Annotated in this window: 9 protein-coding genes; 1 reads left to right on the forward strand and 8 read right to left on the reverse strand. The window is 49.5% G+C overall.

The genetic code is table 11. The features are described 5' to 3' along the window. The first annotated feature begins 448 nt into the window (after positions 1-448). A complete protein-coding gene (locus EPD17_RS00675; RefSeq protein ID WP_132050913.1) occupies positions 449-2047 on the forward strand; it encodes a collagen-binding domain-containing protein in 1599 nt (532 codons plus the stop codon). Positions 2048-2343: 296 nt separating this feature from the next. On the opposite strand, the gene EPD17_RS00680 is transcribed toward EPD17_RS00675, so the two are convergent. The 8 genes from EPD17_RS00680 to atpA all read right to left on the reverse strand — a co-directional run bounded on the left by EPD17_RS00680 (position 2344) and on the right by atpA (position 15553). After that, entirely contained in the window at positions 2344-2631 is a 288-nt protein-coding gene (locus EPD17_RS00680) for a winged helix-turn-helix domain-containing protein (protein ID WP_132050915.1), read from the reverse strand. Further along, the gene (locus tag EPD17_RS00685; protein ID WP_132050917.1) at positions 2624-3319 is read right to left on the reverse strand and encodes a hypothetical protein; all 696 of its coding nucleotides are present in this window, start codon (positions 3317-3319) and stop codon (positions 2624-2626) included. The genes EPD17_RS00680 and EPD17_RS00685 overlap by 8 nt, the downstream gene beginning before the upstream one ends. Next, a complete protein-coding gene (locus EPD17_RS00690) occupies positions 3288-3878 on the reverse strand; it encodes a hypothetical protein (protein ID WP_114235695.1) in 591 nt (196 codons plus the stop codon). The genes EPD17_RS00685 and EPD17_RS00690 overlap by 32 nt, the downstream gene beginning before the upstream one ends. Positions 3879-3946: 68 nt before the next feature. Then, complete coding sequence (locus tag EPD17_RS00695) at positions 3947-4609, reverse strand: hypothetical protein (RefSeq protein ID WP_132050919.1); 663 nt, start codon at positions 4607-4609, stop codon at positions 3947-3949. A 52-nt stretch (positions 4610-4661) separates the two neighbouring features. Further along, the gene (locus EPD17_RS00700; RefSeq protein ID WP_132050921.1) at positions 4662-4958 is read right to left on the reverse strand and encodes a 2TM domain-containing protein; all 297 of its coding nucleotides are present in this window, start codon (positions 4956-4958) and stop codon (positions 4662-4664) included. Between the two features lie 46 nt (positions 4959-5004). Continuing rightward, a complete protein-coding gene (locus EPD17_RS00705; RefSeq protein WP_132050923.1) occupies positions 5005-7248 on the reverse strand; it encodes a TonB-dependent receptor in 2244 nt (747 codons plus the stop codon). A gap of 313 nt (positions 7249-7561) precedes the next feature. Then, complete coding sequence (locus tag EPD17_RS00710; RefSeq protein WP_165929477.1) at positions 7562-13585, reverse strand: T9SS type A sorting domain-containing protein; 6024 nt, start codon at positions 13583-13585, stop codon at positions 7562-7564. 390 nt (positions 13586-13975) lie between these two features. Further along, positions 13976-15553: a F0F1 ATP synthase subunit alpha gene (gene atpA, locus EPD17_RS00715; RefSeq protein ID WP_132050927.1), complete on the reverse strand. Its 1578-nt coding sequence runs from the start codon at positions 15551-15553 to the stop codon at positions 13976-13978. Positions 15554-15570 lie beyond the last annotated feature (17 nt).

The raw sequence follows: 15570 nt of genomic DNA on the forward strand, positions 1-15570 counted from the left end.
AAGTAGTCCGGGACCACAACTGCTTCTTCCTGCTCTTTAATACAGTCTTTTTTTATTGAAAAAACTTTGATCAAAAAAAAGCTTTCAGGTTTCGGCACAAGATAATTGCAACCAATTGTACCAAACCTGATTGCTTCACCGCGCTTTTGCTGCCGCTCACCGGCAAATGCCCCTATTTAAACGAAGGTCAGGCATTTACACTTGATAAAGCGGCGGGCACCTTTAGTAATTAACAGTAAAATAAATAAGTGAAAACACCTGTTTTATGGTTGAGCTGGCATATATTTGCACCATCCAACTGAATAACCACCCAACGATCCTTAGAAATCTACCACGGGTGTTTTAAGAATAGTTTCCCTGCATTGTACAACGGCCAGAAACTGCGCTCATTCCCGCCATTCCCTCTTTCCTGAAAGCCAAAGGTTTTTGCAATCATTAATTCTATCGCATGATAAAAACTTTACGCAATCTATTGGCATGCGCATGTGCAGCCACAACCCTCGCAGCTTCGGCACAAACCATCAACCCGCTGGCGCCAGCATTGGGATTTAATGTAATGACCAGTGGCGATGTTACTGCTACCAGGGGCGACACCCACGGCCCGGTGGCCATCGGCGGCAACCTGATACTGAATGGCCAGACCATTTTTACGATGAACAATTCAGGTACCTTTCCCACCGGTGCAGAAAATAATACGGAGAACTTTGGAATGGTGATTGGCGGTAAAATTGTTTACAACAACGGAAACCAATCCCAAATCAATAAAGGTGTACTGCGTATCCGTAATACCGAAGGTTCAAAGCTTTGGTACAAAGACAACAACGGTGCTAATACCAATCTTAAACTCAATAAAGATGGCGCCGGTTTTGATGCAAATCCCTCGCTGATAGTTCAACGGCAACAAGCAGAAGGAAGTGCAACCTTACCAAACGGAATTGACTTTGGAGGCACCTTTGAAGATTTCAAAGATTATTCGGATTGGATCAATAGTTGGAATACCAATACAACTGCTTTGATCACGGGTGTCCTTAATAAAGTCAATATTCCAGGCTCGCAAAACCCAAAAATCAACCTGGTAAAAGATAAAATAAACTACATCAATCTTACCGGCGAACAGCTGAACGCATTAAGAGATCGCGGTTCCATTGATTTCGATAACAAAGCACCTGCTGCAGATCGCATCCTAGTCATAAACGTTCAGGCCCCGGGTCATTTTGCCTGGAAGACACCGAACTTCGCAGGCGTACAGGAAAGCAACGGCAGCTATATTATCTGGAATTTTCATGGCACCACTTCACTTACACTTGGTGTGGATGGTGGCGAGTCGACCTACGGAACTTTGTTTGCGCCGCTAGCAGTGATTAACAAAGTGGGTGGCAACAATACCAACGGGCAGGTAGTTGCAAAATCAATAGACATTGCCTACGGCGAAATCCACTACTGGCCTTTTAAAGGATTCCTTCCCGAACTGATTGAAGAAACAACTCTCCCCCTCCGCGGTATGGAACTCTCCGCTGGCTTGCAGGATCAAAAAGCAAAGCTGACTTGGAAAGTACTGGGCGAAGCGGACATGGATCATTACATCGTAGAACGCAGCACCGATGGTAAAAACTTTACCAATGCTGCCATGGTGTTCAGTGCCGGCAACAACGAGCAGTTTACCTACCGCTTCAACGACGACCTGAAAACCGCAACAGCACCGGTTGTGTATTACCGCATCAAAGCGGTGGAAAACGGCGGCAAACTGTACTACTCCAACCATGTTACCGTACGCCTTTCCACACCGGCCACAGCAGCCGTGCAAGCATGGCCCAACCCATTCAAGGATGGCATTGCCATCAGCTACACTGCACCGGCATCAGGCACCGTGCAAGTACGGCTTAGCGATGCATCGGGTAAAGTAGTGAAATCGGTTGTGGCTGCAGTAAGCAAAGGAGCCAACCAGATTTCGCTTTCAGAACTGGCACAACTGGCACCGGGCCTATACCTACTGCAATTGTGGGATGCGGCAAACACCAATATTGCTACCAGCAAGATCATGAAATAAACACCAATTGGCTGTTTATAAAATAGCGTTTTGATTGATAAGGAATGCACCGATCATTTGGGGTTGTCATGCCGAACTTGTTTCGGCATCTCCTTCAAATAGCAGGATTTATGAAAGCATAAGGAGATGCCGAAACGAGTTCGGCATGACAGATGCTTAAGGTGGATGACTATTACGTGTCGCATATTTTAAAAGCTATAATACACTACACTAGTTTGTATAATTAAAAACCCTGCTCCATGGAGCAGGGTTTTTAATTTATGAACCAGCAAAAAAATAACATCGTTATTGCGGCCTCATGCCCTTCCTAAATAACCTTTCAAATCTTCCACATACTGCGCAAACGCATCAATGCCTTTGGTGGTGATCTTGCACAGGGTTTGCGGGTAGTTGTCTTTAAATTGTTTGACCACCTCTATATAACCCGCTTCCTTAAGTTTTTGCACCTGCACACTCAGGTTGCCTGCAGTGGCACCGGTCTTTTCTTTTAAAAAAGTAAACTCAGCTTCCTGCACGCCAATCAGTAGCGACATAATGGCCAGCCTCAACTGCGAGTGTAATATAGGGTCCAGGTCTTTAAACATCCAGTGCTGCTTTTTCCTTTGTGTATCTGCTGCGCAAAATTAAGCCAGGAATGAGCCAGTTGCAGATGGCCGCCAAACCGCTAAACAACAGGTCTGTTTTGGAATTGGTAAACAAGGAGGCAACAAAAAAACAATAACACAACACCGCACCAACGATCATGGGCTTGAAGCGAAACGTAAGCCCTGTAACCAGCGTAGGAATAGCATACAGCAACAAGAGCAACGAGCTGCTGCTGGCAATAAAGTACCGGAACGGCGCCTCGATACCGGTGATGGGCTCCCGCTCCACCACCTGCCGGCCTTCCTGCAACAACATTCTCTCGGTTATACCCGGCACCGCGTTGAAATAAAACATCAGCGCAAAAATCGACAGGCCAAACACCAGCCATACATTGTTCATGGCAGCCTGCATATGCGTAACCACGTTGCGCTGCCGCGCTTCTTTTACCGAAATAAAAATCTGCGGCACAATGGCTACCAGGGCCAGCAGCCACACATCAAAACCAATGTAAAAATTCCATTGCCGTTCGGCAAAAGCCACCAGGCCGCAAAAGCCAATAACGCTGCCCCACAGTATGGACGATGTGCCCCGTTCGTGCACATCTTTTTTAGCCTTCTGGATCATCTCGGTAATGAGTTGCAGGCTTTGCTGCTCACTAATGGGCTGGTCGTACATGGGCGTTTTCATTTTTCAGTAAATGTCCGGGAATAATATAACTCAGTAGCAGTGCCACAGCGGTCAACAGCATTTGGTAATCGTACGGCAGCCACGGGCAAATAGCCGCCAGCACCCAGTTGGCAATGCCGCCCAACACCATTGGTTTGAACCGCAAAATGCGGCCCGATACAAATGTGCCCAAACCATACAGGAGGATAAAGAACGGGTATGAATTCATCCATCCGGCAGGGCTGCTGGTAATGATCACCGATAAGATAAAAAACGAAAAACACATGCCCGTCCACAGGTTCGACATGCTTTCGCCAATGAAGGTGCGGGCCGATTTGTGGCGGTGTTTATTAGTGTAAATAATTGTAATAACAATGGCAGGTATGGTGATGGTCCACACCAGGTAATGATAGCGGTACTCAAAGATGGCCTTTAAAATAAACTGGCCCAAAATGGCTGCAAATGCCAGCCATCCCCAAAACAAAAAATAAATGCGGTTTTCATGCATATTGCTTTTTGTTTTGGCAATCATGGCCTCAATCAATTCCAGGCTCTGGAGCGGCGTCATGGGTTGGTTCATGTGTAAACGCTTGAATGGACTTTGGGCAACTTACAACTGTTCGCTGTTTGCTGCCCAAAGCCGGTTGACTATTTTGCAAATTGACCTAAAAAATACTGCGCTGCAGGGCGGCCCCAGTGCGGGTGAATGCTGGTTTGCGGCTTGTGTGCATCCAGCCGTTTTACCGTTTCTTCAAACAGCTTTTTGGCTTCATCTTTACTGCCACCAAATTGTTCCGGTGTATAAAATTTATCCTGTGCTTCCAGCAAGGTTACACGCGGGTTGGCCGGGTCCAGCTCTTTTGCTTTTGCCAATGCACGGGCACCTTCCTGCCCATAGGTCATGTAGCGGTTCATGGGGTCGGCCATCATGCGCAGGTTGGCAATCATCTTGCGGACCACGTGCAGTTCGGCGTTATCGGTGGTCAGTGCAGCAGCTTTGTTGAGAAGGCTTTCAGCCCGGTCAGCAATAGGATCTGTTTTCGATGCATCGCCACCATTCATGTTACCACCAGTCATCATCATGCCGCCGTTTACATGCGCCAGTGCCGCATAATAATACGGCAGCCATTGTGTTTTTTCGGCGTCGGCAATGCGTTCAAAATCGTTGGCCAATGCAGTGAGGCCGTTCACGCTAAACGTGGTATCAAACGCTGCTACTTTTTGCTGCATGGCAGCCATAAAACGATCGCTTTGTGCCTGCACGGCACCATAAAAAAACAGGAGGAGCAGCAAGGAATAAACCTTTTTCATGTTGGTATTTTTAAATGTGGTGATGTCAATTTTTATTTTGTAAAAAAACAGTTCACTCCTGGTCGCGTTGGGCCAGCAGCTTTTGGTATTCACGTTCTACATTGTTGGTTTTGGGCGCCATAAATGCACCCATGTAATGAAACAGCACGCCAATGCCCCAACCCAGCATGGGCCATACCGGCCAAGGCAAACCGCTGTTGTAGCGCGGGCCGTTGGAGGCAAACCAAACTAGCCAGAAAAAAGCCGAAAAAATAAGGTAGGTAACTAAATGCCCGCGGAACGAAGCCCGGCGCTTGGCCAGCTCCCATAGCTGCGGGTCGCGTGGCGTGTTGGTGTGTTGTGTTTCCATGTATGTATTTTTAGCTGGTAAAATATCGAGGGTAAAAAAAAGTGGTTTACAAATTACTGTTGATCACTTCCTGGCTGCGGTCTACACCAAACGAAATGAATGCGCCGATGAAAATAAACCTGCGGCTGGGCGGCAATATGGGCTCAAAACGCTGCCCGTTGAACGAATACCTGCGGCCATACTCCTGGTCGAACCCGAACACATTGCTTACCGAAAGCACCAATACGGTAAACTTTTGCGCATTGGCCTTGCCCAGGTTGGGCAGGTAATTAAGGCTAAAGCTCACGTTGTGGTACGGCGGTGTTTCGCCACGATCCACAAACTTCGTGTGCCCGGCGCCGTTAGGTGCAATAAAAAAGAAAGGCCGCGGACTGCTGAAATTATACGCTGCGTTGAAACCCGTTTTCCACGCCGTAACAAAACGTTTCATTACAACCGACGCCGTGTGCCGCGCTGCAAAATTGGGCTGTATGGATGTGGGGTAATCGAGGAAATCCCGTTTGGTATCAAGGAACGAATACGAGATCCAGTAATCCAGGTTGCGCACCGTTTTTTTATCGCGCCAAAATGCTTCAAAGCCTTTGGCATATCCAAAGCCGCCATTGCTGATAGCCATGCCGCGGGTTTGTTCCGTCCTTGTTTTCACCAGGTTGTCGTAGTCTTTGTAAAACACCTCCAGCCGCAACGTACGATCGCTGGCTATGTGCTGGTATTGCGCTATATAGTGCGTTGCTTTTGAAAACAACAAACTTGACGGACCATTGAGGTAACGCGTTTCGGGATTTTGATAAAATTGCCCATATGCCAGCGAGGCTTGCCCGTTGGTGCCCACCTTGTAAGCCAATGACAAACGTGGCGCCCAATTGGTGCGTTGCAGCAGGCTGCTGTGCTCGGCACGGGCACCTATTTTTGCAGCCAGGTTATTGGTCAGGTACATATCCGCTTCGGCAAAGACTGCGGTTAAATCATCGGTGATGGCGCCGCCCAGTTTGTCTCCGTTGTACAATGTAAACTGCGGCTCTTCTTCGCTGCGGTTATACTCGGCACCCATGCGTAGTGCACTAAGCCCGCGCAGCTTTTTTTCAAACACCAGCTTGCTGTTGAAAAACCGGCTCCGGTTGTTCCAGCCCATATTTTTATACTCCATGCCCTGTACCAGCACTTCCTGCTGCTTGTCATCGGCAAGGGCCATTACTGCTGTATCACGGTTATATGTAAACGAAGTGCCGATGTTTACTTTCCAGCCGCGGCCCAGCACCTCGCGATAAGAAAGGTTGTGGTAGGTATTTTCATTGCGCAGCCGAAACAGGTCGTTGAATCCCAACGTATCGAGGCTATTGGTGGTAAAACCAAGGTCGCTCCAGTTGAAATAACCATAGTATTTCAGCATGCCCGTTGCCGATGTTTTGATGCGGAAATTGGCATCGGCATTGTGGAAAATGGGCATTTTAAAAAAATCCTGGCGTTGTTTGATCACGGCAAATGCGGGCCGCAGATCGCTGTAGGAATAGTTGCCACCCCAGGACCATTTTTTATTTTTAGCCAGTTGCTGGTAACCGCCACTCAGGCCAATTGCCGAAATGCCCACGGTGGCCGAAGTTTCCTCGGGCAGGTCGATGCTTTCGAGGATAAGTGCCGATGACAGTGCCTGCCCGTACAACGCCGAATACCCGCCGGTGCTGAACATGGTGCCCTTAAAAATAAACGGCGAAAAGCGGCTGCGCTGCGCCACGTTCGGCACTGAGGAGAAAAAGAAATTGTTGACCAGCGTGCCATCAATAAATGTTTTGGTTTCGGCTGCGGTACCGCCCCGCACAAAAAGGCCTTCGCTTTCGCCCACCTGCTGGGCACCGGGCAGCGTCTTCAGTGCGCCGGTTACATCGCCTTCACCCGATGCGGTAGTGGCAATATCAATGGCGCTAAGCACCGTGCCCTTTTTGCGGTCCGATGCTTCGAACGAACCGGCAGAAATCACCACAGCCGACAGTTCGGTAATGGCCTCTTTCAAAATAATGGCGATGGGCGCCTGCGAACCGGCCAGGTTCAGCTGCTTTTCGCCGGTGTTATAACCAATAGCGGAAACGGTTAGGAGTTGTGCACCTTTTTCCGAAGTGGTAAATGAAAACGATCCCGTACTGTCGGTAGTGGCCCCATCGTAGCTATCTTTCAGCGAAACGCTGGCACCTGCTACCGGCCGCGATTTGGCGTCTTTTACAGTGCCGCTGAGCGTTGTTTGCGCAGCGGCTTTCAGGGTAAAAAAGGCGCAGAGTAAAAGCAGCAGGGGTTTCATTTTGGTGTAATTGTAGAACAAACGTAAAGTAGTTTATTTTATAAACCAAGTTTTATAAAAAATAAATTTTATACTTCCGATGCTGAAAAGATGTCGCGTTGTGATCTGGAGATTGAAGAATGCCGTGCCGAATTTGTTTTGGAAAACCTTTGTCATTTACAAAACTCCAGCGTTGGAACGGGATGCCGAAACGAGTTCGGCATGACATCTCTGGATGAACAGAACATTGCCTTGATAGAGGTTTGAATTAAAGTCTGGTGCAAAGCAAAAAGCCACCCGTTTGGGTGGCTTTTCTATTGTGTCCTTTGCGTCGTTATTTGATCAGTTTTACCTGTTGCTTTTGCCCATCAACTTCGGCCAGCAGCACATACATGCCTTTTGCAAATGGTTGCACCAGGTTGGCCGGGAGTACATTGCTGCCCTTTTGTACCTGCACCGTTTGGCGAGCTACCACCTGGCCTTTACCATCTACCACCATTAGTTGCACTTTTTGTGCCTGGCGGGCTTCCACAACAATTACGGAAGCTGGTGTAACCGGGTTGGGATAAACCTGCAGTGCAGCCGGTGCAACCGCATTGTTGGCCCGCACCATTACTGTGGTGCTGTACATGGCTTTGCCATCGATATCAACCTGGCGGATGCGGTAGTAACGGGCCTGTTGTGCAGGTGATGCATCAACAAAGCTGTAGCTGTTTTCGGTTGTGCCTACCTGTTGGTATGCCACTGTACCTATTTTTTCAAAACGGCTTCCGTTGAAGCTGCGTTCCACTTCGTAGTGCAGCACATTTTGCTCTTCGGCTACCTGCCATTCAACCAGCGTACCGTTGCTGCGTTGTGCCGCCCGCACCGATACAAAACGAACCGGGAGTGCCTGTGCACTAAGGCTGAAGGCACTGTTGCGCCAGTCGCGTTCGGTGAATGAAGTTAGCGTACGCTGCGCGGTACTGAGGCCACCGGTGCCATTTCCAAATCCGGCAATGGTAACATTGGGCCCAACTGCATTGTCAAAGAAATCGAGCAGGCCGTCGCCATCGGTATCCAACGTAGTGTTGATGCCGGATAGGTCATCGGCACGAGCATTTTTGTTCAGGTCATTGCCTTCAATGCGGTCCGGGTCGCCATCGTTGTCGCTATCGGAGTCTAAATAATCGGGCTCATCGGTTAAATCGTGATTGTTGGGTGTAATGCCGTTGTTGGCACCACCACCAAAAGCTGCGTTGTTATTGTCGTAACGGCTGTCGATACCATCTTTATCTGCATCGGTACCTAATGGTGCGAGATAGGCTGCGGTAGATTGTCCTTCCACGTTATCAGTGATACCATCATCATCGCTGTCTATATCGAGGTAGTTGGCCTTTCCATTGCCGTCGGTATTAGTTAAATTAAGCGTAGCTAATGCTTTAACAGCGTCGCTCCAACCATCTTTATTGGCATCAACATATCCTCCATCATCATTGAGCACACCGTTATTATTTAAGTCAAACCCTAACCCACTTTCACGGGTATCCAGGATGCCATCGCCATCGCTGTCGAGGTCGCGGAAGTTGGGCAAACCGTCGCCGTCGAAGTCGGCAGCAGCTAAACCGGTTGCACCAGCCGAATCGCGCAGGCCATCGCCATTGGCATCGGTGGCATTATCAATTTTACCATCATTGTCTGCATCCAATCCACCGGCTTCCACAACATCCGGAATGCCGTCGTTATCAGAATCCAGATCAAAGGCATTGATGATGCCGTCACCATCGGTATCAATTGAGCCTCCTTCAACGACATCGGTTATGCCATCATTATCATCATCGATGTCTGTGGTATCCGGAATGCCGTCACCATCATTGTCGGCAACTTCTCTCCAGTCCCGCTCGGCGGTGGCTGGTTTATCCATATTGGGGTAGCTTACCGGCGTAGTGCCGTTGGTTGGATTGAAGCCTGCTGCGTTGTCGTATTCATTGAGCAAGCCATCGCCATCGGTATCGGTGGTACCCACATAAGCCTTTTCGGTACCATCTATTACTTTGTTGCCGTTGGTATCCCAGCCTTCGAGCCGGTCGGAGTAGCCATCGTTATCGCTATCAAGATCCAGGTAATCGGCACCATCAGCACCATCCGTGTTTACAGGTGTGATACCCGAGGCACCAAATACTGAGTTGCCATCGAATGCATTGTCCACACCATCACCATCAGTGTCGGTACCCGAAGGTGCTAAATATCCACCAGTGGTTTGTGCTTCGATATTATCTATAATACCATCATTATCCGAATCGATATCCAGGTAATTGGCCTTGCCATCACCATCGGTATCCAGCCGTCCTTCCACACTGTCTAGAATGCCATCATCATCGGAATCCAGATCAAGCATGTTGATCAGGCCTTTGCCATCAAAGTTGTCGCCGGTTGAATATACAGTGGGCAGTTTGATTGTTGCATCTGGCGTGCTGCTTGTGATCAATCCCGTACCGAGTGCTGCACCATTAGTGTTGTTTACCGGGTCGTATGTGTCTACAAAACCATCTTTGTCAACATCGGTTGTTGCATCTACTTTTCCATCGTTGTTGCTGTCGGTGCCGCCTTGTTCAATGATGTCGAAAATGCCATCATTATCACTATCAATATCCAGGTAGTTAGCAATGCCGTCGCCATCAAAGTCGAACACCAAACCGCCAGCAGTTGCACCATTTACATCCAGCGTTCTCAGGTTGATACCTCCTGCAACTGTAGGATCATAAGCATCTGTCCAGCCATTTTTATTGGCATCGGTTGCCCCATCAATTCGGCCGTCGCCATTGGCATCTACACCGCCTTGTTCAATCAGGTCCGGAATACCATCGTTGTCGCTATCGAGGTCCAGGAAGTTTGGCTGGGTATCGCCATCGGCGTTGGCTGTACCTAATGCCGTACCGCCGTTATTTGGATCGTAGGCATTGGCAAGTCCATCGCCATCGGTATCAGCAAAAACGCCATCTACACGGCCGTTAAAGTCCGCATCGACGCCGCCTGCCTCAATAATATCAGGAATGCCATCATTGTCGGAGTCCAGGTCCAGGGAGTTGATGATGCCGTCCCGGTCAAAGTCGAATACATCCGAAATGCCATCGTTATTTGCGTCAACGAATGTAGGTAGGGATCCGCCGGGTAATCTATCGGTATAGTTAGGAATGCCATCGTTATCGGCATCTCCCAGTGGATCTATGCCGCCCGATTCCATCAGATCGGGAATACCGTCGTTATCATCGTCCGTGTCAGTACCATCCGGAAGTGGATCGCCATCTGTGTTGACTGCTTCTCTCCAGTCGCGTTCCGGAGTGCTCGGCACCACGATATTGGGATAACTGGCTGGCGCAATACCATTGACTGGAGTATAGCCGGTAGCAGTATCGTATTCATCCAACAGGCCGTCGCCATCCGAATCAGTATTACCTACGTAGGCTTTTTCAGTGCCATTGATGTTTCTGTTTCCATCGGTGTCCCAACCTTCCAAGCGGTCGCCAAAGCCATCGTTATCCGAATCCAGATCTAGGTAATCGGCAACATCAGTGCCGTCGGTATTTACTGGTACAATGCCCGGTCCACCAAATGCGCTGTTCGTATCATACGCATTACTAATGCCATCGCCATCGGTATCGCCACTGACAGGAGCTATAAATCCAGTTGTAGATTGGCCTTCTACATTATCCAGTATGCCGTCATCATCGGCATCAATATCCAGGTAGTTGGCGCCCCCTCTTACATCTGTATTGGGCAAAGAAATACCTGCCAGGTTATCTATGGCATCGGCCCATCCATCGCTGTTGGTATCGGTAAAGCCAGTATCGCCGGCACCGATGGTGCCGCTGCTATTTGTGTCGTAATTGTTGAGGCCTGCTTCGCGGTTGTCTATAATTCCGTCGCCGTCTGTATCCAGATCCAGATGGTTGGGCAAAATATCGCCGTCGAAGTTATCTCCCGCAGAATATGCCGTTGGCAGGTTGTTGATACCAATAGTAGCAGTAGTGATCAAAGGAGTTGCACCGGCTATTGCAGCATTCGTACCATTATTAATGGGATCATAATTATCCAGAAAGCCATCATCATCCGCATCGGCCGTAGCATCTGCCCTGCCATCGTTATTAGCATCGGTGCCGCCGGCTTCAATGATATCGGGAATGCCGTCATTGTCCGAGTCTAAATCTAGGTAATTGGGTATGCCATCACCATCAAAATCGAATACGCCACCGCCGGCTGTTGCACCATTTGCATCAAGGGTCCGGATGTTGATTCCGCCCTGGGTGGGATCGTAAGCGTTTTGCCAGCCGTTGTTGTCGGCATCGGCTATATTATCAATTCGGCCATCGCCATTGCTGTCAATGCCGCCGGCTTCAATCAGGTCGGGAATACCATCACCATCGCTGTCCAGGTCATAAGGATTTGGCCTGCCTCCGCCATCCGCGTTTGCTTTGGGATAAGAGTCGGCATGTCCGTCATTATTGATATCCGGCCCTGTTGGCAGCCAGGCCTTGGCTATATTTTCAGCAATACCGTCATTGCCCACATCGGTGTCGCGGTCATCGGTCAAACCATCTTTATCCGCGTCTACAAAGTTGTCTACCTTACCATCGTTGTTGGTATCGGTGCCGCCTACCTCAATAATATCGGAAATACCGTCATTATCAGAGTCCAGGTCGTATGGGTTAGGCAATGCACGACCATCGGTATTATGTACTCCATAGGGATATGAGTCCGGCCGTCCATCGTTGTTAGCATCGGCATTGGTTTTCAACAGCACGCTGGCTGCGTTTTCGGCGGTACCATCATTGCCCACATCACTATCGACAGTGTCATCAAAGCCGTCTGAGTCCGAATCATTATAGTTATCGATGCGGCCATCGCCGTCCTGGTCCACGCCGCCGGCTTCGGCAACATCTGGAATACCATCGTTGTCCGAGTCCAGATCAATAAAGTTTTTCACGCCGTCGCCATCGGTATCTAGGTTGAATGTGTTGGTGATGGCGATGCCTCCGCTTTGGGCGTCATATTGGTTATACAAACCGTCATTATCCGAATCTATAGCTACATCCACCAGTCCATCCCCATTGGTATCCACACCACCGGCTTCTACCAGGTCGGGAATACCATCGTTATCCGAATCAAGATCGATCTGGTTTACACGACCATCGAGATCGGCATCATACACGTCGTTTACGCCATCATCATTGATATCGATGAACGCTGGCGCAACGGTAGCAGCACCGGGAGTTTGGTCCACATAGTTCAATATACCATCGCCGTCACCATCGCCAAATGCATCCAAGTTTGCAATATTCAGATGTGCATATTCAACAATATCCGGAATTCCATCGTTATCGTCATCCTGATCTAAGTTATTGGGAATGGGATCAAGATCGTTGTTGAAGGTGCGGAACACACCGGTGATCGCCGAAAAGTCGAGACCGCCTTCCGCTCCTGAGTTGGTATTTAATGGGAAATTGGTAGCATTGGTAACATTCACCATTGCCGACCCGGCGGCACCGGTGGGAAAGTCGCCACCTGCAAGTGAGTAGCCATAGATCTTGGTACCGGCTGCAATGCCAAAATCGGCAAAGCGAAAGAAGATGCCACCGATGCCTTGCGTATTAACCTGTGTGGATGCTTGCAGGTCGCCGGTTCCATTGTCACGGCGCAGTACAAAATAATTGGCGTCGGCCAGGGGGTTGGCCGCCGTATTATAGTTTGTTGCCGCCATACGTTTTACAGCAGTATAGGCACTGGGGTTGCCCACAGCATCAACGGCAGTGATCACTGCTACCACAAAAGGGTCGTGACTCGCTGCGGCACCACGTTCAAATACCGCAAATCCTTCTAGCGAGGGGTTACCTATCTGGTAGCCGCCTGTAGCGTTGATCAGCACATCCAATCGCTCAATATTGTTGTTGTTACCCGATCCATCGCCGGTGTTACCAAACAAGTTATCAGTGCCCGAACGCAGGTCGTCGTTGCCGATGAATACGGTGGCCATGGAGGCCACATAAGGGGCATTTACATTTATCTGGTTGGGAGTAGTAGCGGTATTGAGGTTTCCCTGGCTGTATAAAAGATCACGCTGGCCGGAAACAACCGTATTGTTTACCCTGCGCAGTACTACATTGATCGGGTAACCATATTCAAACGCATAGGTGGTGCCACCTGCCACAAAATTGTTCAAAAACACCTTATTGGCTGTTGAACCTGAGGCAGTGCCAAAGCGATAAGCGTAGTTATTAGACGCCCAGCCGCTGCCGCCTGCACCGGTAGCATTATAAGTGCGGCTGCCCGTTGAAACTGAATTGATGGTTGTACTTGCAGCCGTAACAGGTTGTTGCGCCATTATACTACTGCTAATTAGCAGGGAAAAAAGTAGTAAAGCGGGTTGACTGCTCAAAAGGGCAAAAGACGCCAGGCGTACATTGGCTTTTCCGAATACGTCCGGTCTGAGAAAACTCCTCATGTAAAGATTTTCAGTAGGTTTTGAATTTGATTTCACAAGAATTGGAATAACAAAAAAAACAAACTCCCCATCTTCAAAACCATTTGTTACGCCCAAACAGTGATTTATCTCGGTGAAAGTTCTTATTCACCCCATAAGTGTTTATATAGAAGTCCGTCTATTATTGCGTTGCCATAAAAAGCTCGGTGGCAAAAGGGAGACGGAACAAAAAGTTAGGGCACAAAAAAAGGCGGTCGAAACGACCGCCTTCCATATTAAAAAGATGACTATTTATTTGAACTGTACTGCCAGGTTCTGTGCCAGCTCGGTCATTTTCTTCAGACCGTCTTCCGGCAAATTACCCCGCTTGAATTCAGCCAGTACTTCCGGCAGTTTGTTTTCCATTTCCAGCAGGAACTGTTCTTCAAACTCCTTTACACGGCGTACAGGCACATCGCGGAGCAGACCTTGTGTACCCAGGTAAATGATCGCTACCTGCTTTTCCACAGGCACCGGCGAATACTGCGGCTGTTTCAGCACTTCCACGTTGCGGGCACCCTTGTCAATTACCGACTTGGTTGCGGCATCGAGGTCGCCACCAAATTTAGAGAAGGCTTCCAACTCGCGGTAAAGTGCCTGGTCCAGCTTCAGGGTACCAGCTACTTTTTTCATCGATTTGATCTGGGCGTTACCACCTACGCGGCTTACCGAGATGCCTACGTTAATGGCAGGACGGATACCGGCGTTGAACAGGTTTCCTTCCAGGAAGATCTGTCCGTCGGTGATCGAGATCACGTTGGTGGGGATATAAGCCGACACGTCACCAGCCTGCGTTTCAATGATGGGCAGCGCCGTCAGCGAGCCACCACCTTTTACCAGGTGCCGGATGCTTTCCGGCAGGTCATTCATTTGCTTGGCCACTTCATCGTTGCCAATTACTTTGGCGGCACGCTCCAGCAGGCGGCTGTGCAGGTAAAATACGTCACCGGGGTAGGCTTCGCGGCCTGGCGGGCGGCGCAGCAGCAGCGATACCTCGCGGTAAGCCACAGCCTGCTTCGAAAGGTCATCGTAAATGATCAGTGCCGGACGTCCGGTATCGCGGAAAAACTCACCGATGGCTGCACCCGAAAACGGAGCATAGAACTGCAGCGGAGCCGGATCGGACGCCGAAGCGGCTACGATGATCGTATAATCCATAGCGCCGGCATCCTGCAGGTTTTTCATTACACCTGCAATGGTGGAGGCCTTCTGGCCAATGGCTACGTATATACAGTAAACAGGATTTCCTGCCTGGAAAAACTCCTTCTGGTTGATGATGGTATCGATGGCGATGGCGGTTTTACCCGTTTGGCGATCGCCAATGATCAGCTCACGCTGGCCACGGCCGATGGGGATCATCGCATCAATAGCCTTAACACCGGTTTGCAGCGGCTCTTTTACCGGCTCGCGGAAAATTACACCGGGCGCCTTGCGTTCAATAGGCATTTCGTAACGTTCGCCTGCAATGGGGCCTTTGCCATCGATCGGCTCGCCCAAGGTGTTCACCACGCGGCCTACCATGCCGTCGCCCACTTTAATGGAAGCGATCTGGCCGGTGCGGCGCACTTTCGAACCCTCCTGGATGGCACCCATTTCGCCCATCAGTACCACACCCACGTTGTCTTCCTCGAGGTTGAGGGCAATGGCGCGAACGCCGTTTTCAAATTCTACCAGTTCACCGGCGCGAACATTGCCCAGTCCATACACACGGGCAATACCATCACCTACCTGCAGTACCGTACCTACTTCTTCCAGGTCAGCAGCGGCGTTGAAGTTGCTCAACTGCTGGCGCAGTATGGCACTTATTTCATCTGGTTTTATCTCTACCATATAATTGGTTTGTCTTG

The sequence above is a fragment of the Pseudocnuella soli genome (assembly GCF_004347775.1).
In the GTDB taxonomy this organism is placed as follows: Bacteria; Bacteroidota; Bacteroidia; order Chitinophagales; family Chitinophagaceae; genus Flavisolibacter; species Flavisolibacter aquaticus.